General features: G+C 48.0%; 20 protein-coding genes. 5 read left to right on the top strand and 15 right to left on the bottom strand.

Annotation, left to right across the window (positions count from 1 at the left end):
- Positions 1-85: 85 nt before the first annotated feature.
- Together AC6H3C_RS05580 and AC6H3C_RS05575 are read left to right on the top strand one after the other, a co-directional pair.
- Positions 86-745, top strand: coding sequence for a phosphatidylserine decarboxylase family protein (locus AC6H3C_RS05580; RefSeq protein WP_497519691.1), 660 nt, complete (start codon positions 86-88; stop codon positions 743-745).
- A complete protein-coding gene (locus AC6H3C_RS05575; RefSeq protein WP_497519690.1) occupies positions 742-1,488 on the top strand; it encodes a CDP-alcohol phosphatidyltransferase family protein in 747 nt (248 codons plus the stop codon). Before AC6H3C_RS05580 ends, AC6H3C_RS05575 begins: the two co-directional genes overlap by 4 nt.
- Before the next feature lie 25 nt (positions 1,489-1,513).
- Here AC6H3C_RS05575 and AC6H3C_RS05570 read toward each other — a convergent pair whose 3' ends face one another.
- The 15 genes from AC6H3C_RS05570 to AC6H3C_RS05500 all read right to left on the bottom strand — a co-directional run bounded on the left by AC6H3C_RS05570 (position 1,514) and on the right by AC6H3C_RS05500 (position 16,452).
- The gene (locus tag AC6H3C_RS05570; protein ID WP_497519689.1) at positions 1,514-2,473 is read right to left on the bottom strand and encodes a calcium/sodium antiporter; all 960 of its coding nucleotides are present in this window, start codon (positions 2,471-2,473) and stop codon (positions 1,514-1,516) included.
- 70 nt (positions 2,474-2,543) lie between these two features.
- Positions 2,544-3,983, bottom strand: a complete 1,440-nt coding sequence (locus AC6H3C_RS05565) for a TrkH family potassium uptake protein (protein ID WP_497519688.1) — start codon at positions 3,981-3,983, stop codon at positions 2,544-2,546.
- Positions 3,984-4,307: 324 nt separating this feature from the next.
- On the bottom strand, positions 4,308-5,267 hold the full coding sequence (cysK, locus tag AC6H3C_RS05560; RefSeq protein ID WP_497519687.1) for a cysteine synthase A: 960 nt from the start codon (positions 5,265-5,267) through the stop codon (positions 4,308-4,310).
- A 142-nt stretch (positions 5,268-5,409) separates the two neighbouring features.
- The gene (locus tag AC6H3C_RS05555; RefSeq protein ID WP_497519686.1) at positions 5,410-6,141 is read right to left on the bottom strand and encodes a LuxR C-terminal-related transcriptional regulator; all 732 of its coding nucleotides are present in this window, start codon (positions 6,139-6,141) and stop codon (positions 5,410-5,412) included.
- Positions 6,131-6,964, bottom strand: a complete 834-nt coding sequence (locus AC6H3C_RS05550; RefSeq protein WP_497519685.1) for a phosphate ABC transporter ATP-binding protein — start codon at positions 6,962-6,964, stop codon at positions 6,131-6,133. Before AC6H3C_RS05550 ends, AC6H3C_RS05555 begins: the two co-directional genes overlap by 11 nt.
- Positions 6,965-6,968: 4 nt before the next feature.
- Positions 6,969-7,823, bottom strand: coding sequence for a PstA family ABC transporter permease (locus tag AC6H3C_RS05545; protein ID WP_497519684.1), 855 nt, complete (start codon positions 7,821-7,823; stop codon positions 6,969-6,971).
- A complete protein-coding gene (gene pstC, locus AC6H3C_RS05540) occupies positions 7,820-8,707 on the bottom strand; it encodes a phosphate ABC transporter permease subunit PstC (protein WP_497519683.1) in 888 nt (295 codons plus the stop codon). Before pstC ends, AC6H3C_RS05545 begins: the two co-directional genes overlap by 4 nt.
- Positions 8,708-8,719: 12 nt before the next feature.
- Entirely contained in the window at positions 8,720-9,661 is a 942-nt protein-coding gene (locus tag AC6H3C_RS05535) for a PstS family phosphate ABC transporter substrate-binding protein (RefSeq protein ID WP_497519682.1), read from the bottom strand.
- 21 nt (positions 9,662-9,682) lie between these two features.
- Positions 9,683-11,014, bottom strand: coding sequence for an alginate export family protein (locus AC6H3C_RS05530; protein ID WP_497519681.1), 1,332 nt, complete (start codon positions 11,012-11,014; stop codon positions 9,683-9,685).
- Between the two features lie 115 nt (positions 11,015-11,129).
- Positions 11,130-11,774: a response regulator gene (locus AC6H3C_RS05525; protein ID WP_497519680.1), complete on the bottom strand. Its 645-nt coding sequence runs from the start codon at positions 11,772-11,774 to the stop codon at positions 11,130-11,132.
- 39 nt (positions 11,775-11,813) lie between these two features.
- Positions 11,814-12,773: a sensor histidine kinase gene (locus AC6H3C_RS05520; protein ID WP_497519679.1), complete on the bottom strand. Its 960-nt coding sequence runs from the start codon at positions 12,771-12,773 to the stop codon at positions 11,814-11,816.
- 76 nt (positions 12,774-12,849) lie between these two features.
- Positions 12,850-13,047, bottom strand: a complete 198-nt coding sequence (locus tag AC6H3C_RS05515; protein ID WP_497519678.1) for a transposase — start codon at positions 13,045-13,047, stop codon at positions 12,850-12,852.
- 471 nt (positions 13,048-13,518) lie between these two features.
- A complete protein-coding gene (locus tag AC6H3C_RS05510; RefSeq protein WP_497519677.1) occupies positions 13,519-14,649 on the bottom strand; it encodes a cytochrome d ubiquinol oxidase subunit II in 1,131 nt (376 codons plus the stop codon).
- Positions 14,649-16,223 (bottom strand): cytochrome ubiquinol oxidase subunit I, encoded by a 1,575-nt coding sequence (locus tag AC6H3C_RS05505; RefSeq protein WP_497519676.1) that lies wholly within the window; start codon positions 16,221-16,223, stop codon positions 14,649-14,651. Before AC6H3C_RS05505 ends, AC6H3C_RS05510 begins: the two co-directional genes overlap by 1 nt.
- 7 nt (positions 16,224-16,230) lie before the next feature.
- On the bottom strand, positions 16,231-16,452 hold the full coding sequence (locus AC6H3C_RS05500) for a DUF4492 domain-containing protein (RefSeq protein ID WP_497519675.1): 222 nt from the start codon (positions 16,450-16,452) through the stop codon (positions 16,231-16,233).
- A gap of 177 nt (positions 16,453-16,629) precedes the next feature.
- On the opposite strand from AC6H3C_RS05500, the gene AC6H3C_RS05495 reads away from it, so the two are divergent.
- The 3 genes from AC6H3C_RS05495 to ccoN all read left to right on the top strand — a co-directional run bounded on the left by AC6H3C_RS05495 (position 16,630) and on the right by ccoN (position 21,562).
- Positions 16,630-19,044: a heavy metal translocating P-type ATPase gene (locus AC6H3C_RS05495; protein WP_497519674.1), complete on the top strand. Its 2,415-nt coding sequence runs from the start codon at positions 16,630-16,632 to the stop codon at positions 19,042-19,044.
- Positions 19,045-19,197: 153 nt separating this feature from the next.
- A complete protein-coding gene (gene ccoS, locus AC6H3C_RS05490; RefSeq protein ID WP_497519673.1) occupies positions 19,198-19,410 on the top strand; it encodes a cbb3-type cytochrome oxidase assembly protein CcoS in 213 nt (70 codons plus the stop codon).
- 10 nt (positions 19,411-19,420) lie between these two features.
- Positions 19,421-21,562 (top strand): cytochrome-c oxidase, cbb3-type subunit I, encoded by a 2,142-nt coding sequence (gene ccoN / locus AC6H3C_RS05485; protein ID WP_497519672.1) that lies wholly within the window; start codon positions 19,421-19,423, stop codon positions 21,560-21,562.
- Positions 21,563-21,565: the final 3 nt, after the last annotated feature.

Genomic DNA, 21,565 nt, shown 5'->3' with positions numbered 1-21,565 from the left:
CGAAATTAAATTGCCACATTATTCGTCCCGGCTTCGTGTTTAATCCTTATTTCCTTATTTTTGCGCCAACGAAACAAATTACATCATGAGATTTCATCCGGCGGGAAAAAAAATTATTCGTAACACCATCTTTTTGGTCGTTGCCCTTAACTTTATCGGTTGGTTGTTCATTTCCATACAGGTATTCCATACCTTACTTTTATTGGCCACTTTGGTCATGTTAGCGCTGGTGCTTCAGTTTTTCCGTTATCCAAGCAGGAAAGTGACGCTTAACGACAAGCTCGTGTTGTCGCCCGCCGACGGTAAAATTTGTATCATTGAGGAATGTGAAGAAAAAGAATACCTGAAAAAGACCTGTTTAAAAGTATCAATCTTCATGTCGCCGCTGAATGTTCACATTAACTGGGCTCCGGTTCCGGGGAAAGTGACTTATCTGAAACATAAGGAAGGTGAGTTTTATGCTGCATTTAAAGATAAATCGGCCGATGAAAACGAACGGTTTTGCACAGCCATTCAACTAACCGACGGCCGGGAAATCATGGCAAACCAGGTTGCCGGCGCCATGGCCCGTCGAATCTTAAACTTTCTGCACGAAGGACAACAAGTAACCCAGGAGGTTGAAATGGGTTTTATCCGTTTTGGATCGCGGGTGGATTTATACCTGCCCACCGATACCAAGCTGAAGGTTAAACTGGGAGACAAAGTTACCGGATCACAAACGATCATTGGAGAATTAAGCGAATGAATAACGCACGAAATCTGTTTTATTGGGTGCCGAATTTTATTACGGCATTAAACCTGGCAGCCGGTTGTGTTGCCGTATTTTTAGGAATTGAAGGACAATTGGGTTGGGCCGCTATTTGTATCGGAGCCGCCGCTGTATTTGACTTTCTCGATGGACTGGCAGCCCGTTTGCTGGGAAGTTATTCCGAAATCGGCAAGCAACTGGACTCACTGGCCGACCTGATCTCGTTCGGGCTGGCGCCTGCCGCCATTCTGATGACCATGCTCGAACTGGCCATGTTCCAGGTGAACCGGCCAATCGCAGAAATCCAGGCCAATACATTGCAATGGATTTTCCTGTTTTCCGTGGTACTTGTCCCCGTATCGGGCGCATTCCGCCTGGCTAAGTTCAACCTCGACACCCGGCAAAGTGAAAACTTTCTGGGACTTCCCATCCCGGCAAATGCCCTGCTTTATGCCGCGCTGGCCCTAGTGCTCGACCTCGGGACAAATACCCTTGTCAGCCAACTCATCCTGAACCGGTTTAACTTATTAACGGTGATGGTGGCACTTTCGGCCCTGATGATTTCAGAGATCCCGATGTTTTCCATGAAATTCAAACACCTGAAATGGCAGGGGAATCAGGTCCGTTTTTTGTTTGCCGGATTGTGCGTGCTCCTGTTGGCGACCCTGCAACTGTATGCTTTACCATTAATGATCATCAGTTACATCCTGATCGCCTTAGTCCAAAAGCTGACCGCGTAACAAACAACATGGTTAAAAAATCCGGCTAATGAATCTCCTGCCGGATTAACAGCCAGGTGTATACCAGGTAAGCAATTAATAAAAACGCTGCTTCCCAACGGTCCAGTTTTTTTCGTCCGCCGGTAAACATAGCCACATACAAAAACAAGGTTCCTCCGGCCAATAAATACAGGTCGGTATTAAACGACTGGTTATACGTTATGGGCCGGATGAGCGAGCTGACCGACAGGATCAGAAATATATTGAAGATATTGGAGCCAATAATGTTGCCCACGGCAATGTCGACATTCTTTTTCAGGGCAGCCACTACCGAGGTGGATAATTCAGGCAGCGAAGTTCCCAGTGCCACAATGGTTAAGCCAATAATCTTCTCGCTGACCCCCAGGCTTTGGGCAATGGCCACGGCGCTGTTCATCACCATCTTTCCTCCACCCACCAGACCGGCGATCCCGATCAGTACAAAAAATACAATCTTCAGGTTCGTAAGGTCTTTTACGCCATCTTCCGGCTGAATGCTATCCGATTTCAATTGCCGGTACACATAAAACAGGAACAAGAAGAAGAACAACATCAGGATCAGCCCGTCGATCCGCGAAAGCCAGGGCGAACCGTACAGGAACAAGTTATTGGCCAGCAGGAAAAGGATCACAATTGCGCCAAACGACAAGGGAATTTCGCGCCAGGCCGTACTCGATTTAACGACCAGCGGGGTAATCAGCCCGGTAAGGCCCAGAATAACAAACAGGTTAATATTGTTGCTGCCAATCACGTTTCCAAAAATCAGTTCGGGTTTATTTTCGAATGCAGCGATGGCATTCACTACCAACTCGGGTGCCGAGGTCCCGAAAGCAACAATCGTTAAGCCAATCGCCAGATCGGAAATATTAAATTTCTTTCCCAGCGCCGAAGCGCCCGATACCAACCAATCAGCTCCTTTAATCAACAAGGCAAATCCAACCACCAAGAGCAATACCTGTATCAACATGCTATTTCATTTTAAATATGACCAATCAACACTTCTCTTTTTGCGGAGGCAAATTCGCTGTTTACTCCGGTTAGTTTTTCCAAAACCAGGGCGTAAACAACATGATGACCGTGTAAATCTCCAGGCGTCCAATAATCATTAAAAATCCCATCGTTACTTTCGAAGCCTCCGACAGGTGGGCAAAGTTACTGGCCGGACCAACAGTCCCGAAACCCGGGCCAATGCCTCCCATGGCTGTTGCCACCGAACTGCCCGCCGTGGCCAGGTCGTTCCCAAAAAAAATCAGCAGCATACTTCCCATGACGAAAATAAAAAAATACCAAAGAATAAAGGTTAAGATTCCGTTGTTTTCATCCGTACTCATCGACCGGCTGTTAATCCTCAATGGAATGACGGCATTGGGCGAAATCATCATGCGGAAACTCCGGTATGCATTTTTTATTGAAACCAGGTGGCGGGCCATTTTTATTCCACCTGCAGTTGAACCGGTGCTGCCGCCAAAAAACATCAACCCGAAAATCAGAACGCCTCCCAAAGCCGGCCAAAGCAAATAATCGGCCGATGCATAGCCGGTGCAGGTGATGATGGAAATAACCTGGAAGAACGACTCCCGGAATGCCGGCTCGAATGACCGGTCGGTTTGGAAATATAAAATCCCGGTAATAATAAAGCCTGAAAGCAGAATGACCATCAGGTAAAACTTCAGTTCTTCGTTTTGCCTGATCTTCTTAAATTCCCGTTTTACAAGGTAATAATGAATGACAAAGTTCATCCCCGAAAGCATCATAAAAATCATCACGACATACTGAATGTAAGGCGAATAACCCCCAATACTGGTATTCTTTGGCGAAAATCCCCCGGTGGCCACCGTTCCGAAGGTATGACACACGCTCTCGAACAGGTTCATACCGCCAGCCAGCAGCAGAAGCGTTTCGCTTAACGATAGCACCAGGTAAATGTATAACAGCCGGCGGCCCACCGATTTTATTTTTGGCTGAATCTTTTCCTGAAAAGACGATTCCAGGGTAAACAGGTTATACCCGCCAATATTGAGCGAAGGCATAATCACAATCACCAGCACGATAATGCCCAGTCCGCCGATCCAGTGAGTGGTACTTCGCCAAAACAAAACGGATTTTGGCAAGTTTTCAATATCTGTCAGTATCGAAGAACCGGTGGTTGTGAAGCCGGAAACCGACTCAAAAATGGCGTCGGTCAGGTTGGGAATTGCCCCGCTGATAAGATAGGGTATGGCCCCGATCAGGGAGATTACCATCCAGGAAAATGAAACCGATAAATAAGCTTCGCGCCGGGTAAAGGAGTCGAGCCCCGGTAATTTTCCTCCGAAAAGAAACAGAAGGCCCGCCAGGGCTGAAGCCGTCATTGCCGAATAGATAAAAGGGAAAACAGGTTCGCGGTACAGAATCGCCACCGGCACGCAGGCCAACAGCGAAATGGTTGAAATAACCATGATCCGCATGAGAATATGGGAAACAGCTTTAAAGTTCATGTTATTAATTAAACCAAATTACCGGTTTATCCACGCAAAACAGCTACCGGTAGAATAATCTCTTCTCATTAAGTCCCGTAAAAAACAAAACCGATCAAATATAACACAACTTTTATTTTAAATCTGTCAAAAAACAAATCAACCGGCAAAATTTCCTGCCCGTCAGCCCGCAGGAAACCGCTTGTTTTCCGGCTGTCCTGTTCAGCAACCCGAAGACGAAATAAAACTCAGTCCATAAAAAAATCCCGGAAGCAACCAATTGCCTGCCGGGATCAAATTGTTCAAATTGTATTTCAAATCACCAAACTATCTATACGCTTTGAATTAATGACTTGCTTCTGCCGTTGCTTCTTCAACCTGGTAAAGAACAGTCGACAGGTATCGTTCGCCGGTATCGGGAAGTACAACCACGATTTTTTTGCCTTTATTCTCCGGGCGTTTGGCAACCTGCAAGGCTGCCCAGGCCGCGGCGCCGGAAGAAATCCCCACCAGCAAACCTTCGGAACGGGCTAACTGGCGGCTTGTTTTAAACGCATCTTCATTCGATACCGTGATAACCTCATCAAACAGGGCGGTGTTCAACACATCGGGCACAAAACCGGCCCCAATACCCTGTATTTTGTGCGGCCCCGGGCTTCCGCCCGAAAGGACAGGCGAATCAACCGGTTCAACGGCAACGACCTGCACCGATGGTTTTCGTTGTTTCAGCACTTCGCCCACCCCTGTAATGGTGCCTCCGGTACCGATTCCCGAAACAAAAATATCGACCTCGCCATCCGTATCGTCCCAGATTTCGATCGCCGTGGTACGGCGGTGAATTTCGGGGTTGGCCAGGTTTTTAAATTGCTGCGGGATAAACGAATTCGGGGTCAATCCGGAAATCTCCACCGCTTTGGCGATGGCTCCTTTCATCCCCTCTTTGCCCGGGGTAAGCACCAGTTCGGCGCCCAGCGCTTTGAGTAAACTCCGGCGCTCCAGGCTCATGGTTTCGGGCATGGTCAGGATCAGCCGATAGCCTTTGGCCGCGGCTACAAATGCCAGCGCAATACCGGTATTCCCGCTGGTGGGCTCAATAATAACCGAGCCTTGTTTCAGGATTCCCCGTTCTTCGGCATCGGCAATCATCGCGTAACCAATACGGTCTTTCACGCTTCCGCCGGGATTAAATGATTCAAGTTTTGCAATCAACTGCGATTCGAGCTGATGTTCTGCATTAAAATTGGACAACTCCAGCAAGGGCGTTTTTCCAATTAAATCGGTTAATGTTTTTGCAATCTTTGCCATATATCTGTTTTCTTAATTTACGATTGACCTGACACGATATTGATTTTCATCTTACAAAATTGCACAGAACTTTCGTCTATGTAAATACCATGTTTTAGGTATATCGTCTACCCTGTTTAGGCGATAAGATCCCGCAAAAAACTTAGATGTAATATTCGATGGAGTCGATCCAACCCGCTTTGATGGCGTACATGATTAATTCAGAAACATTGTTCACGTTCAGTTTTCTGAAAATATTTTTCCGGTGGGTATTGGCGGTATGAATACTGATTGATTTTTGCGAAGCAATTTCTTTGGTGGTCAAGCCGGTAGCAATCAGGCGTACAATGTCCAACTCCGATTGCGTTAAGTGAACAGGCGCCTCCGGTTCCTGCCGGTTTTCCTTTTCGGCCGTAATCATATCGAGGATTTCGCTGCCGTAGAATTTTTTACCCCTGACCGAGAACTCTACAGCCGTTAAAATCTCTTCGCGCCCGGCTGTTTTATAAATGATGTTGTTCACCCCAACACGGGTAAGCGTCTGGAATTCATCTTTGGTCAGGTGATTGGTAAGAACCAGGATATTCAATCCGGGGTTGAAATGTTTGATGGACCTGAGTTCGTCGATGCCGGAATAACCGAACAGGTTTGTATCGGTAATCAACAGGTCGGCCACCACTTTCTCGAACAACTTATTCAATTCGTACCGGTTATGGGCCACTCCCGAAATCGCCAGACGTTCATCTTCGCCCAACACGGTTTTTAAGGCCTCAACCACCAGAAACTGGGTATCGGCGATCACGATGTGTGTTTTAAAATCTTCCATAATTTCTCCGGATGTACGCGCAAACAGTTTAAACGGATAACCAAATGTAACTGTTTTTTTAGTTTCCATCCGTCAGATACCTCTTCAGGATATCTGTTTTCGGGTTTTTCAGAATATCATCCGGATGACCTTGTTCGATAATATCGCCATAATACATAAATACAACGTGGTCGGCTAAACGGACAGCCTGGCGAAGCACATGGGTAACCAGAATAATCGTGTAATGTTTTTTGAGTTCTTTAAAAAGGTTCTCAATGGTTCTGGTCGAGATCGGGTCAAGCGCCGATGTAGGCTCGTCGGCCAGGATAATTGTTGGCTTAACGGCCAGGCCGCGGGCCAGGCACAAGCGTTGTTGCTGCCCGATTGAGAGGCTGGTGGCCGGGCTGTTTAGCCGGTCTTTTACCTCTTCCCACAAACCCACCCGTTTCAGGTTGGCTTCCACGGCATGAGCAATCAGTTTCTTGTCGCGGATGCCTTTCAGCTTTAATCCGTATGCCACATTTTTATAGATGGAAACCGGTAGAGGGAATGGCCGCTGGGACAACAAACCCATCTTTTGTCTCATCACCGGAAGGTCCTGGCTGGCTTTCAGAATATCCTTCCCGTCGATGAACACCTCGCCGCTAACCTCCAGTTCCTTGTGAAGGTCGGTCAGCCGGTTCAGGCTTTTAAGCAGGGTAGTTTTTCCGCAACCCGAAGGCCCGAGCAAAACAACAATCTTATTCCGGGGAATATCCAGATAGATGTTTTTCAGGATTTCGCCTTGCCTGGTTTTTACATTTAACCCTTTGATTTCAATAATTGGTTTTTCAGTCCCCGTTTTTCCCATGTCTGATTTTGTTTTAGCGATATTGGTTTCTGTATAATCGGATACCTGTTCTGTAAACATCATTACGCTATTTTATTATATTTTTTGAATACCGTTTGGATAGCAATCGTGCCGAAACACTGATCACCAAAATAAAAAAAGTCAGGACTACCGCAGCCGCGTAGGCCCGTTGACGGACTTCCTCGATGGGTGAACCAAGCTGAAAGAAGATAGCCAGGGGCAAGGTTGCTACCGGTTCGTCCAGTGTTACCGGGATATTGTCGGTGTAACCTGCAGTAAAAAGGACCGAGGCGGCATCGCCAATCCCGCGGCCAAAAGCCAGCAACAGGGCCGTAATAAATCCGGCAAAGCCTTGTTTGAACAACACTTTCATAGCAGTTTCGGTGCGGGTTGAGCCCAGCGAGAAGGATGCCTCCTGCAGCTCGACCGGAATGGTTTTCAGCACTTCGTCGAAAGCCCGCACCAGAATCGGAGTGATGAGCAAAGCCACCGTAATGGTGCCGGCCAGCAGCGAGGCATTCAGCCCGAAAAACAACATCACGGCAAAACCAAAAGCCCCGTAAACAATGGAAGGGATGCCCCAGAGCGCGTCGAGTAAATAGCGAATGGTGTTTTGTGTCCGCTTGAACCTGATCAGTTGCACATTGATAAATAAGGCCGCCGGTAAGCCAATAAAAACAGCCATCGCCGTAGCGCCAACCGAAAGGTAAAACGAGCCGACGATGGCATTCAAAATTCCTCCTTCGCCTCCAAAGTAATATCCTCCCCTGGGCAGTTTGGTGATTGTATCCCACGACAGGGCGCCAACTCCTTTATTGAAAACAACAAACAGGAGGAACAACAGGATAAAAATAACGGAGTAGGCCGCCAGAAAGGAAACCGCCTTAAATATCCATTCTTCTATCAATCTCCACTTTCTCATGACTTCTCTGTTTTATGAATAAAATACCTGAAAAACAGGTTAATGATCAGGATAATCACAAACAACAGCAGGGCCGCAAACATCAGCGCCGAATCGTAATCGGGGATCGACATCATTTCGCCGTAATTGTTGGCAATTAAGGCCGGTAACGGATAGCCCGGGCTGAAAGGGGAAAGAGAAGCGCCGAACGTATTGCCGACTACCATCAACACCGCGATGGTTTCGCCAAATGCTTTGGCAATACCCAGGCCAAAGGCGGAAATAATGCCCGGAAAACCTTTCCTGATGATCACATGTTTTACCATTTCCCAATGCGTGGCCCCCAGCGACAACGAGGCTTCTTTCATCCCTACCGGAATGGTATGAAACACTTCGATGAGCATGTTCAGCATATACGGAATACACATGACCGCCAGCACAATACCTCCGGCCAGCAGGCTGTACCCGGAACTGGCAGCGCCAAAAAACGGAGCTACGTAAGCCGAAACAGCCGGGACAATCACCAGTACGCCCCACACCCCGTAAACAACCGACGGGATGCCTCCCAGAATATCAATCACCGGGAGCATGATGTTCAGCAAACGCCTTTTCCCGAATTGGGTCAGGTACACGGCGGCAAACAGGCACAAGGGGGCCGACAGTATAAACGACAGCACGGTAACATAAACCGAACTGTAAATAAAAGGCATAAACCCGAACTCGCCTTTCATCGGGAACCATTTACCCGAAAAAATCAAGCCGGTCAGCGAATGACTGCCCAACAAGGGAGCCGCTTTCCAATACAAGCCGGCTGTAATAAGAACAGGGATGGCCAGTAATAAATACAGCCCACCCCGCATCCAGATGTTGACAATCAAATCTGTCAGTCTCCTGTTTCGATTCATGAAAACACCGGTTTAATGATTGAGTTTTGAAATCTGCTCATCCAGGATTGACCTGGACAGCGGCACATAACCCGATTCGGGAATAAACGCCTGCCCTTTGGTCACCACCCAGTTCAAAAAATCAATGGTAACCTGGTTCTCCGGTTTACCTTTCGAAACCAGGTAAAGTTCCCGTGCCGGCGGCGAAGGATATTTCCCCCCGGCAATGGCTGCCAGTACCTGGTCAAATTTGTCATAGAATGCCTCATCGGCATCGATGACACCGTTTTCATTTACATCGATCGGGATGACTTCGATGCCCTGATTTTTCCCTCCTGTTCTCAGGTCGTACAGGTAGATTGTGTTATTAAAACCTACCCCCTTTCCGTCTTTTACTACGGCATCGGCCAGGCCGGGGTCGCCAAAAATACCAATTCCCTGAAGGTTTTCCTGGTTTGCACCCAGGTAAGCGGCCCAGGTTTCGGCGGCACCGCAGGCATCCGAACGGGTAAACACATTGATAGCCAGATCGGTTTCAATACCGGGCAACTGGCTCCAGTTAGTAACTTCACCGGTGATGAAAATTTTACGGAACTCATCACGGGTAAGCCCGCGTTGCTGAACTGCTTCCAGTACGGGGCTGTTCGCGTTCATGGTAGGGATCACCGCGTCTTTAGTCACGGCAACCCACCAAACACCTTTATTTATTTCTTCCTGTGAAATTTCACGGGAGAACATCCCCAGGTCAACCGTACCCGACAGAGCGTCGGCCATTCCTTTACCTGCCCCGCCCGCCGAAACATTAAAGCGGATAGCCGGATTTTCCTTTTGGTATTCTTCAGTCCATTTGATTACCAGCGGGTACAGCGCAAATGCCCCCGAAAGACTAATGGTTTGTGCTTTCTTTCCGCCCGTGGAGCAAGCTGAAAAGATGATGGCCAATGCCAGTAACAATGATAAACTTCCCGTCTTCATATGATTGATTTTTTTTAGTAATTACAATTGGTTTCGTTCGCTTATGAAAAGCAAGGGAGTAACCGTTAGTTGCAGGTAGATGAACTGCGAAAATTTGTCGTTGTCAACTCCCTGTATGGTTTTTAGCGAGCCCGTGGGCAGATAGAAGAAATAACCGCTTTCCAATTCTCCCCAGCCGGCAAACTTGTGTTTCAGTGTTAAATCGTTTTCGTAACCCAGTTTTTTGCGATCAGAAGTTGTGGGGTTGGTTTGTGCCAGACAGAAATAATGCCCGGTATTTTTCAGGCTGGTCTTTTTCGATAATTTATAGTCCAGAAATAAGTAGTAATCGGCCAGACCTCCTTGTTTGGTATGCGAATCGAAGCTACGGAAATAGTCCATCCCTCCGAAAAACCGGTGGCGCGCCCCGTACAGGATGTTAAACAAATGATCTGTGCCTTGTTCTGCTCCTGTTTTACGATTGCCCGAAAGGTAACTTAGTCCAATACCAGGCGTTAATTTACCCAGTTTGTAACTGGCTTCGGCATCAACCAATACGGTGTTCACTTTTTCCCCGACCTGACTTTTTCCGAACTGATAATACACATTCCCCCACAAGTTCAGGTCGCCGTTTTTATACGTGGAATACAAACCGGTCGTCTGCCGAAAATAAAGCTTGTTCTCTGTTTCCGACCTGGTTGCCCCCGAAGCCACATGTGATAATGACAGGTCCCAGTTTTCGGCCAGGCTGTGTTTGGCCCAGACATAGCTGAGCGCCTTGATACGCGCAGGATCATAATAATTATCGGAGGAGTTTTCGCCCGTGGAGTTCCAACTGCCTCCAAAATGGACATCCCAGTTTTGCGGATGCCATTTATACACAACAGCATCATAAGCAATTCCGTTCTGGTTCCAGTTTCGTGCGCCAAGAATACGCTGATTGTCGTAAACCAGCTGCTGCCGGCCAACCGAAAGCCAACCCGCATCGCCGGTTTTAATTTCCACAAACGCTTCAAACAGGTCAAGCGACGAATAATCGCCAAACACTCCGGTAGAGCTGGCCAGTTGTTCATCACCCCATACCCGGACATCCTGAGGGGTAAATCGCACTTTCAGCTCTTCTGTTTCATAACTAAACGACAAGCGTGTCCGTTGCGAGATAAAGGCGGCAGGCGTAGCCCCATCGACAGCCAGTTTTTGATATCCATCGCGCAATTCAAACCGGTTACGGTATTGCGCATCTATTTTGAACTGGGCAAAAAGAGCGGGTGAACCCGCTAAAAACAACAGGAGCAGAATACCTGATAATACGTATTTGTTCCGGTAATGCGAAGTGATCTTGGTTATCGTTCGTTTTGTTTTCGTTGTTGTCATGGTCAATTTATTGTTTGTTCCACGACAAAACTATCTGAACACTGCAAGAGCAGAAACAGCCTTAAAACCTAAATTCGATCTACGTTATTAAGCGTATGCCGGTCAGTAAAAGTTATTATTGTATCTGAAAGTACCCGTTCTTAATTGCGTAAAGGACCAGCGATACGGTGTTTTTCGATTTGGTTTTGTCGAGCAGGTTTTCCCGGTGCTTGTCTATCGTGCGTTTGCTGATTTGCAGCTTGTCGGCGATCTCGCTATTCGATAGGCCGTGACAGATCTCGACCAACACCTCGGCCTCGCGGTCAGTTATTTCCGGTAGCTTCTGCTCTTCGGGGTTTCGGCCCATCCGTTTTACCAACAGTTGAATGATCTCGTACGAGAAATAACTCTTTCCCTGCATGACCTCTTCAATGGCTTTTTTTACGACCGAAAAATTTGAGTTTTTCAGCAAAAAACCATTCACCCCCGACTCGATCATGCTGGTGTAATAATTCTCGTCCGAATACATCGACAGGGCAATGATCTTCAGATCAGGACAAATTTCCCTGGCTTGTTTTGCCGCTTCAATTCCGTTCATCACGGGCATCTCGATATCGAGCAAAGCCAGATCGGCAGGATTTGCCTTCAGCTTTTCAATGAAGTTCTTCCCGTTTTCAGCTTCGTAAATCTGATCAACAAAATCTGAACTGGAAAGCAAAAAGCTCAGCCCTTCCCGAAAAAGAGAATGATCGTCGACCAGATAGATGTTTAGTTTCTTCATCGTTTATTTTTTTACGAATTGGCATACGAAGCGATGCCCTTAATTTTTCAGTACAGGAATCATGATATCGATTGAAAAACCTTTTCCCGGGGCCGTGTCTAACTGATAGCGCCCTTTCAGCGACTTGGTGCGCGAGAAAATATTTTCGAGCCCCATGCCGGGTTGCCCGGTTCCTTCGATGTATTTCCCGGCATCGAAACCACAACCGTCGTCGGCATACGAAAGACAGATCTGCTGCTCGTCGTCGCCAATGTAAATCCGTATCTGTTTGGGCGAAGCATGTTTCACACTGTTGTTGCACAATTCGGAAATAATCCGGTATAGACTGATTTCCAACTCGTAGGTATACCGGGACTCGCTTAGTTCCGGTTGCAGATCGAATTGAATGCCGGTTCCTTCCAGCAAGTGGTCGGCAAAGGTTTCCACCGCTTTTATCAGGCCGTAATTGGTGAGCAGGTGCGGGCTCAGGTTATCCGAAATTTCTTTTAACGAAACAATGGCCTCGTCGGTGGCCAGGCACGAACGCTGCACGATGGCTTTGTTGGGTTGGTCGAGCTTGTCGGGATCAACAGCGCTCAGGTTCATTTTGATTGCCGACAGCACCGGTCCCAGCCCGTCGTGCAGGTCGCGGGCAAAACTACGCCGCGCTTTTTCTTCGGCCTGGATGACCGCCGACAGTACCCGCGATTCGTTTTCCGCTTTCAGCTGGTCAATCCGGTCCTGCAGGTTGAATATCTTCCGGATAAAAATGACGCCAATAAACAGCAACAGCGAGATCACCACCCCGATCCACACATTAAATTCTTCCTTGGGAAACAGATTGACCGCCATAAAAAGCGCCGAGAAATCGATAAAACGGCGCACGGCCATCAGCACCAGACTGGCCGAAATCAGGATCCAGGAGATATTGTAGCGGGTACGGCGAATCAGGCTGACCGCGATGATGGTTGCCCCCAACTGGAACAACACCGACAGCAACAAGGCGATTTTCAGAATCATAACGGCGGGTTGGTTAATGAATAGCAAAGCTATGGAAAAACAAGCAAATTTAGCGAAGTTAAAAGAACAGTCGATACTAACCAGAATTCTGGTTTTCGGGTTTATTCAATTGGTCATCGTCCCATTTGGCGGGATTCTGGGTAATATAAGCATCAATACGTTCGTACGATTCGGACGACCGGACTATGTGGTCGTGAAACGACCGTTGCCATCCGAACACGACATTTCCGGCCAAATGAATTTGTTTGGACGATGTGGTTTTAAATGCCCCCATCAATGAATGCGATTTTTGCAACAAACCGTCAGAAAATAAATTCCGGCCGACGAATAATCGAATCCCCTTTTTCTGTTGCGTTTACGTTGCCTCATCATGTTAATTTAAACTGAAAACAAGCTTATTGTTTCGTAGATCAAATAAACAAAAACTGACTATAAAAGAAGATGTTGTTAAATATCTGGTAAGTTATTCACCACTACTTGACTTTTAATTCATCACAACAGGGGTTTCGTTCGTTGGTAAAAAACATTTGTTCACCACCGGTTTTGATACATTCGGCTTAAATCCAAATCGTACAAAAAAAGTGAAATTGTTAATAAAAACCGAAACTTACTCTTCGATCTTTTCAAATACCTGGCTGTATTTTCTGATCACCAGTTTCACCAGGAACCAGGATAAGACGATCAGAGCCGGCCAGGTGAGAAATAATAAGATAGAACTCCAGTACATATACGAAGTGGTTTAATGTTAATAGGAATGTGATTCTTCACTGATTTCTTTCGCATCAATCTTTTTGCTGTTCATGGCCCGCCAGAACCACCAGATATAGGCTGCCACAAAGGGCACAAACAGCGACACGTAACTCATGACCGTCAGGGTAAAATGGCTCGACGAGGCCGTTTCGATGGTCAGCGACGATTGCAGATCGTACAACGAGGGGTAAAAAGCCGTTTGATTGAAGCCGGCCGTCAGGAACAACATCCAAACCACCAGCACCGTGCCGCCGCCTGCAAACCAAATACCTTTTGAACCGTTTTTGAAAACGGCATCAGCCATTCCCCACAAAACACCCGCCACGCCAACCAGCAGGATGAAAGCAACCAGGGGCATTTGCAGCAGGTTGTGCAGGTACTTGAATTTTTCAATAAACACCTCGCCGGTAGCCGCATGGTAAGCATAACCGTCCTTTAACAGCAACCAGACCAGAAAATACAGGAAAAACACCAAAAACGGAAGCCCATTGTAAAGCACCTGTTTTTTTGCCCGTGCATAAATCTGCCCGTCATCCACCGAATTGATGAAATAAAGCGCGCCCAACACCCTTGCCAGGAAAAAAACAGACAGGCCCAGGGCCACGTTGTGAAAGGTAAGCACGGCTTCGAGTCCGCGGTAAGGGGTTTGCCAGAGCACATTATTCATATCATTGAGGCTGAACATGGCGCCGTTGAAAAAAGTACCCACAGCCGTTCCAACCAGGATGGTCCCGAAAGCGCCGTTCAGGATCAGGAAGATTTCGTAGGTTTTGGCGCCCAGCAGGTTACCGGGCTTTTTGCGGTACTCGTACGACACCGCCTGGATGACAAAGAAAAACAGGATGGCCATCCAAACCCAGTAGGCTCCTCCGAACGAGGTAGCGTAAAACAGGGGGAAGGACGCAAAAAAAGCGCCTCCAAAGGTCACCAGGGTGGTAAAGGTAAATTCCCATTTCCGGCCCAGCGTATTCACCAAAAGCGTCCGTTCATTTTCGTTTTTGCCGATGGTGTAAATCAGTGTTTGCCCGCCCTGCACAAAAGTCAGGAAAACAAACAGGGCCCCCAGCAGCGACACGATGATCCACCAGTATTGTTGTAATGCCAGATGTGATAAACTTTCAAACATTATTTGTTCCCTCCTTCAGTGATTTTTGGTCCGATTTTAATTTGACGAAGCATGATCTTAATTTCGGCGATCAGCAAAATGGTAAAAATGGCTGCAAACAGCCAGAAGGTCACCTGCACGGCGCTGACGCTGATTTGGGTAACGGCTGCCACGGTAGGCATCAGGTCCTGGATTACCCAGGGCTGGCGGCCCGCTTCGGCCACAATCCAGCCGGCCTGAGAGGCTATGTAAGCCAGTGGGATCGTCCAGATGGCCAGGCGTAAAAAGCCGCGCCGCCGGTCTAAAGTGCCCTTCACCACATAAAGCAGCGATAAGGCGAAGAAGAGGATAAAATAGAAACCCAGCCCCACCATGATGTGGAAACTGTAAAACGAAAGCGCCACATTGGGAATCAGCATATTCGGATCGGTAATGTAACCGTATCCAAAATAGTTGAAATAGTTTTTCTGGAAATCTTCGTCCATAAACTCGGCTTTAAGCCGTTGGGCTTGCTCTTCGTTGCCTGCCTTTTTCGCTTCTTTAAATTCCTTTAGTTTCAGAATGGCTGTTTTGCCACGTTCAATTTTTTCTTCTGCCGACATGATTCCCTGCTTTTCATTCCCGTCAATCAGGTCGTTCACCCCCGGAACAAACGCATTCCAGTCCATATAAGCCATGTACGAAAGGATGTTCGGTATCTCCACTTTAAAATTGAAGTCCATCAGGTTTTCGTTGGAAGGGTCGGTATCGGTGGTCGACATAAAACCGAGGGCAATCAGCCCGGCTCCCTCGCTCCCGTTGTACAATCCCTCGAAAGCCGCAAACTTCATCGGCTGGTTTTGAGCGATGTGCCTGGCTGAACTATCGCCGGTAAAAGCCAGGTAAACCGACGAAACTAACCCAAAAACCGCGGCAATGGCGATGCTCTTCCGGGCAAACACCAGTTCGCGCTTTTTCAGTAAAAACCAGGCCGAGATGCCAATCACGAAAATAGCCGCCAGCACAAAACCAGAGGAAGTCGTGTGCAAAAACTTATCGACCGCAACCGGCGAAAACAAAACCTCCCAGAAATTAACCATTTCGTTACGGGCTGTTTCGGGGTTAAACTGCATGCCAACCGGGCTTTGCATCCAGGCATTGGCCACCAGAATCCACAAGGCCGACAGGTTGGCGCCAATGGCCGTGAGCCAGGTAGCTGCCAGGTGAACCTTCTTGCTCACCTTGTTCCAGCCAAAAAACATGATGGCAATAAAGGTCGATTCCATGAAAAAGGCCAAAATACCCTCGATGGCCAGCGGCGCGCCAAAAATGTCGCCCACAAACCAGGAATAGTTCGACCAGTTGGTGCCAAACTCAAACTCGAGGATAATCCCCGTAGCCACCCCAATCGCGAAATTAATGCCGAAAAGGGTCATCCAAAACTTGGTAATCTTTTTCCATTCAGGGTCTCCTGTTTTTACATACAAGGTTTCCATCATCGCAATGATGACGGTAAGGCCCAGGGTAAGCGGCACAAAAACCCAGTGATACATGGCGGTAAGGGCAAACTGTGCCCTCGACCAGTTAACTAAGGATAAGTCGATTGCTTCTAACATGTGTTTTTTATTTTGTATTTGTCAAGTTGTCCAATACGTGTTCGCTGCGCTGTTCGTCGGTATCAAAATTGGTTTTCAGAAAATTAGGAAAGAAAAACAATTTCAGAATAACAAACATGATAAACAGTTTGATCAGAATCACCAGCCACACCTGCTTTCCCCAACCGCTCATATTCCTGAATCCATCCATATAAAAACGCCCAACCCTCCGGAAAATATTTTGTTTCATATCTATCATTTATGATCATGTTAAATCAAAAAAAACAATCCTGACAACACATTGTTGAATATCATTCATTTTTAGAATGACTGAAGATAGACAAAAGGAGGCTGAAAATAAACCGGATTCCTCATCATTTTTTACAACCTTTGGAATGATCAACTGTTAATGGTCAAAAAAAAATTCATGCCCGAAAAAATCAACCCGACACAAACCGTCTGCATCCATTGTGGCGACGACTGCGGCAAACACCCGGTGATCCGGGACGATAAAGCCTTTTGCTGCACCGGTTGCCAAACGGTATATCAGTTGTTAAATACCAGTAAACTGGGCAAATATTACGAAATCGCGCAGTTACCGGGCATTAAACTGGATACCACGGAACATGTTACCGACGACAAGTACGCTTTTCTTGATCTGCCTGAAATCGGCCGGAAACTGCTCGACTTCAGGGATTCGGGCATCGCGAAAATCCGCTTTTTTATCCCCGGCATACACTGTGCTTCCTGTATCTGGCTGCTCGAAAACCTGCATACCCTCCACAAGGGAGTCATTCAGTCGTCGGTCAACTTTCCGAAGAAAGAAGTGAGCATCACCTATAAGGAAGATACGATCTCCCTGCGAAAACTGGTCGAATTGCTGGTTTCCATCCACTACGTTCCCGAAATCAGCCGGAAAGACCGGGAGCAATCGCGCGCTACCCGAACCAACCGCGTCCTGCTCACAAAGATCGGGATTGCCGGCTTCGCCTTCCTCAACACCATGCTGTACCATTTTCCGCAATATTTGCCCGGTAAAGAACAGCTGGAAAGTCATTTTCAACTGTTTTTTGGCTGGCTCAGCTTTGCCTTAAGCCTGCCGGTTTTATTCTACTGTGCCAGCGACTATTTCCTGACAGCCTGGAAAGGACTGAAAAACAAAGTCATCAGTATCGATACGCCCATTGCCCTCGGCCTGCTGATGCTGTTTATTCAAAGCAGCTTCGAAGTGATCACGCAAAGCGGGATTGGTTATTTCGATTCACTCACTGGCCTGGTGTTCTTTATGCTCAGCGGAAAATGGTACCAGGGAATTACCTACGAAGCCCTAACCTTTGAACGCGATTACAAAACCTATTTTCCTGTAGCCGTAACCAAACTCACCGATGCAGGACGGGAAACCATCCCGCTGGAAGAGCTCCGTGCAGGCGACCGGATCCTGGTGCGTAACCAGGAGCTGATCCCGGCCGACTCGGTTATTTTTAAGGGAAAAGGAAGCATCGACTACAGTTTTGTTACCGGCGAGTCGATCCCGGTTTCGAAAAATGAAGGAGAATTTGTATTTGCCGGCGGCAGGCAAACCGGCATCGGCATTGAGCTCCTGGTGCAAAAAGAAGTGGAACAAAGCTACCTCACCCAACTCTGGAACCAAAGCGAACAGGACGAAACGGCCCGTAAAACTTCGATGACCAGCATCATCAACCGGGTCAGTCAGTATTTTACCCTGATTGTGATTTCTATTGCCCTGGCGGCGGCCATCTATTGGTTTCCGACCGACCACGGCAAGGCGGTATTTGCCTTTACGTCGGTGCTGATCATTGCCTGCCCCTGCGCATTGGCCCTCACGGTGCCGTTTACCTTCGGGAGCACCATGCGCTATTTCGGAAGGAAAGGGTTTTACCTGAAAAACGCCGACGTCATTGAAAAACTTTATCGAACCGATACGGTGGTCTTCGATAAAACCGGAACCATCACCCACTCCCAACAGGCAAAGGTTCAGTTTAGGGGCGAAAAATTAAGCCGGGAACAACAGCAGATGATCCGCTCGCTGGCTTACCATTCCACACACCCGCTGAGTAAGACCATCTATCAGCGCCTTCAGGAGGATGAGCTTTTTGAAGTTGAAAATTATACCGAACTGCCCTCCCTGGGCATCAGCGGAACCATTCGGGGTGAAAAGGTCAACATCGGTTCCAGGTATTTCGTAACCGGCGAAAAAACCGACGGCGAAGAATTAAAAACACAGGTTTGGGTTTATATCAAGAACCGGGTATTGGGCCATTTTCAGTTTGAAAACAAATACCGGGAAGGTTTGTCCGAAACCATTGAGCAATTAGGCAAACAGGCTGAGTTGCACCTGATCAGCGGCGACAATGAGTCGGAACGCGACAACCTGCTGCCGCTTTTTAAAGATCATGCCCGGCTGAACTTCAACCAGTCGCCGACCGATAAGCTCAACTATGTCCGTAATTTGCAGACCAATGGCAAAAATGTGCTGATGATCGGCGACGGGCTGAACGATGCCGGCGCCCTGAACGAAAGTCAAGTAGGGCTGGTCATTGCCGATAACATCTACCATTTCACACCGGCATGCGATGCCATTTTACAGGCCGGCAAGTTTGCCGGACTCAACAAGTTCATCCGGTTTACCCGTACCAGCATGAAAATTGTGAAGCTGAGCTTCCTGATTTCGTTTCTGTATAACCTCATCGGGATTTCGTTTGCGGTACAGGGAAATTTATCGCCTGTCATCGCGGCCATCCTGATGCCGCTCAGCTCCGTATCGGTGGTTGCATTTGCCACATTCTCAGTACGATTTACCGCCAGGCGGGCCAAACTGTAAACCGATTGTTTGTTTTTTGTGAAAAAAAAGAATTGTGATGAAAAAACAATGTTTAACGAAGCTTGTTATTTGGACATTGGCTTGTTTTACGGATCAATTACCAAAACAAGTTATAAAAACCCTTTAAACTGAACCCTAAACGGAAAACGCCTTATGTCTGTTTTATACTTCCTGGTGATTATCGGTATCCTGGTGGCAGCAGCCTTTCTTGCAGCCTTTATCTGGGCTGTGCGTTCGGGGCAGTTTGATGATTCGTATACGCCTTCCGTGCGTATGCTTTTTGACGATATGCCAACAAGCGAAGAGGGTTCCTCCCCGGGGGAAGCACAACAAAAAACAAACGAAAAAACCGATGATATAAAATAAATCAACTGATATGGAATTGGAAAAATTTAGTTACGACAACAAAATTTCCCGCAATTTTGCCATCGCAACCATTGTATGGGGGGTGGTTGGCCTGTTGATGGGAGTCATTGTTGCCCTTCAGATTTTTATCCCTGAAATGAATTTCAGCCTGGAGTTTACCACCTTTGGCCGGACCCGCCCGGTTCACACGAACGCCGCCATTTTCGCCTTCGTGGGAAATGCCATCTTCACGGCCGTGTATTACTCCATGCAACGCCTGCTTAAAACCCGGATGTACAGCGATTTACTGGGAAAAATTCACTTTTGGGGATGGCAGCTGATTATTGTGGCCGCCGCCATTACCCTGCTGGCCGGGTTCACCACCGGAAAAGAATATGCCGAACTGGAATGGCCCATCGACATTGCCATCACCCTGGTTTGGCTTGTTTTTGGCATCAACATGTTTGGCACCTTGCTGCAACGCCGGACAAGTCACATTTATGTAGCCATCTGGTTTTACATCGCTACCTGGGCGACCGTTGCCGTGCTGCATGTGGTCAATTCGATTGAAATTCCGGTCAGCGCCTTTAAGAGTTACCCGGTTTACGCAGGAATTCAGGATGCGCTGGTGCAATGGTGGTACGGCCACAATGCCGTGGCCTTTTTCCTGACCACCCCCTTCCTGGGACTGATGTATTATTTTGTACCGAAAGCCGCGAACCGCCCGGTTTACTCCTATAAATTATCGATTATCCATTTCTGGTCGCTCATCTTCATTTACATTTGGGCAGGCCCGCACCACTTGCTTTACAGCTCGCTTCCCGACTGGCTTCAGGCCCTCGGAACCACCTTCTCGGTGATGCTGATCGCCCCCAGCTGGGGAGGCATGATTAACGGCTTGCTTACCTTAAGAGGCGCCTGGGACAAAGTTCGCAGGGACCCGATCCTGAAGATGTTCGTAGTTGGGCTTACAGCCTACGGTATGGCCACGTTTGAAGGGCCGCTGTTGTCGCTCAAATCGGTAAATGCCATCAGCCATTTCACCGACTGGACCATCGGGCACGTCCATATCGGCGCCCTGGGCTGGAACGGTCTGCTCACCTTCGGCATGCTGTACTGGCTGTTTCCCCGGCTCTTTAACACCAAACTATACTCGGTGAGGCTGGCCAACGTGCATTTCTGGCTGGCAACCCTGGCTATTATCTTTTATGCCGTCCCGCTGTATATTGGCGGAATCACCCAGGCCCTGATGTGGAAACAGTTTACGCCCGAGGGTTACCTGATGTATCCAAACTTCCTGGAAACCGTCACCCAGCTGGTCCCCATGTACGCCATCCGCGCTTTTGGAGGCATCCTGTACCTGAGCGGCTTCCTGCTGTTGGTTTTCAACCTGGTAAAAACGGCGCAATCAGGTAAGTTCCTGGCCGAAGAAGAAGCACAGGCCCCGGCGCTGGTCAACCCGGAAGGGCCAAAAACAACCAACGAAAGCTGGCATGGATTTCTGGAACGCAAACCGATTCGTTTCCTGATCTTTGCAACCATCGCCATCCTGATCGGCAGTATTTTTGAAATTGTGCCTTCGTACCTGATCAAGTCCAATGTGCCGGTCATCGCGACGGTGCAGCCCTATACGCCGCTCGAGTTACAGGGGCGCGACATTTATATCCGGGAAGGTTGTTACACCTGTCACTCGCAAATGATCAGGCCCTTCCGCTCCGAAACCGAACGATACGGCGAATATTCAAAGGCCGGCGAGTTCATCTACGATCGTCCGTTCCAGTTTGGCTCCAAACGTACCGGCCCCGATCTGGCGCGCGAAGGGGTAAAAACCGGCCGGATTTACAAACCCAATGCCTGGCATTACAACCATTTCATCGACCCGCAAAAGATGAACGAAGCATCCATCATGCCCAAATATCCCTGGTTAGCCAAAAAGGAAATCGACCTAAGTTCAACTCCTGCCAAAATCAGGGTCATGAAAAAGCTGGGCGTCCCCTACCCCGACAACTACGAAATGCAGGCCAACGACGACCTGAAAGCCCAGGCCGAAGAAATTGCACAAAACCTGCGCGAAGCCGGTATTGAAACGGAAAGCACGAAGGAAATCATCGCGCTGATCGCCTATATCCAACGGCTGGGCACCGACATTATGGTTAAACCCGAAAACAAATAAGCC

The sequence above is a fragment of the Gaoshiqia sp. US2 genome, from assembly GCF_059705485.1.
This window is presented reverse-complemented; position numbering and strand designations above follow the sequence as displayed.

Excerpts from the sequence above, each read along its gene's own strand:
- AC6H3C_RS05555 (WP_497519686.1), bottom strand. The coding sequence starts at position 6,141 with ATGGAAACTAAAAAAACAGTTACATTTGGTTATCCGTTTAAACTGTTT.
- AC6H3C_RS05515 (WP_497519678.1), bottom strand. The coding sequence starts at position 13,047 with ATGGGGGCATTTAAAACCACATCGTCCAAACAAATTCATTTGGCCGGA.
- AC6H3C_RS05570 (WP_497519689.1), bottom strand. The coding sequence starts at position 2,473 with ATGTTGATACAGGTATTGCTCTTGGTGGTTGGATTTGCCTTGTTGATT.
- cysK (WP_497519687.1), bottom strand. The coding sequence starts at position 5,267 with ATGGCAAAGATTGCAAAAACATTAACCGATTTAATTGGAAAAACGCCC.
- AC6H3C_RS05575 (WP_497519690.1), top strand. The coding sequence starts at position 742 with ATGAATAACGCACGAAATCTGTTTTATTGGGTGCCGAATTTTATTACG.
- AC6H3C_RS05545 (WP_497519684.1), bottom strand. The coding sequence starts at position 7,823 with ATGAGAAAGTGGAGATTGATAGAAGAATGGATATTTAAGGCGGTTTCC.
- AC6H3C_RS05535 (WP_497519682.1), bottom strand. The coding sequence starts at position 9,661 with ATGAAGACGGGAAGTTTATCATTGTTACTGGCATTGGCCATCATCTTT.
- AC6H3C_RS05530 (WP_497519681.1), bottom strand. The coding sequence starts at position 11,014 with ATGACAACAACGAAAACAAAACGAACGATAACCAAGATCACTTCGCAT.
- AC6H3C_RS05520 (WP_497519679.1), bottom strand. The coding sequence starts at position 12,773 with ATGATTCTGAAAATCGCCTTGTTGCTGTCGGTGTTGTTCCAGTTGGGG.
- AC6H3C_RS05505 (WP_497519676.1), bottom strand. The coding sequence starts at position 16,223 with ATGTTAGAAGCAATCGACTTATCCTTAGTTAACTGGTCGAGGGCACAG.
- pstC (WP_497519683.1), bottom strand. The coding sequence starts at position 8,707 with ATGAATCGAAACAGGAGACTGACAGATTTGATTGTCAACATCTGGATG.
- AC6H3C_RS05495 (WP_497519674.1), top strand. The coding sequence starts at position 16,630 with ATGCCCGAAAAAATCAACCCGACACAAACCGTCTGCATCCATTGTGGC.
- AC6H3C_RS05550 (WP_497519685.1), bottom strand. The coding sequence starts at position 6,964 with ATGATGTTTACAGAACAGGTATCCGATTATACAGAAACCAATATCGCT.
- ccoS (WP_497519673.1), top strand. The coding sequence starts at position 19,198 with ATGTCTGTTTTATACTTCCTGGTGATTATCGGTATCCTGGTGGCAGCA.
- AC6H3C_RS05500 (WP_497519675.1), bottom strand. The coding sequence starts at position 16,452 with ATGAAACAAAATATTTTCCGGAGGGTTGGGCGTTTTTATATGGATGGA.
- AC6H3C_RS05580 (WP_497519691.1), top strand. The coding sequence starts at position 86 with ATGAGATTTCATCCGGCGGGAAAAAAAATTATTCGTAACACCATCTTT.
- ccoN (WP_497519672.1), top strand. The coding sequence starts at position 19,421 with ATGGAATTGGAAAAATTTAGTTACGACAACAAAATTTCCCGCAATTTT.
- AC6H3C_RS05525 (WP_497519680.1), bottom strand. The coding sequence starts at position 11,774 with ATGAAGAAACTAAACATCTATCTGGTCGACGATCATTCTCTTTTTCGG.
- AC6H3C_RS05565 (WP_497519688.1), bottom strand. The coding sequence starts at position 3,983 with ATGAACTTTAAAGCTGTTTCCCATATTCTCATGCGGATCATGGTTATT.
- AC6H3C_RS05510 (WP_497519677.1), bottom strand. The coding sequence starts at position 14,649 with ATGTTTGAAAGTTTATCACATCTGGCATTACAACAATACTGGTGGATC.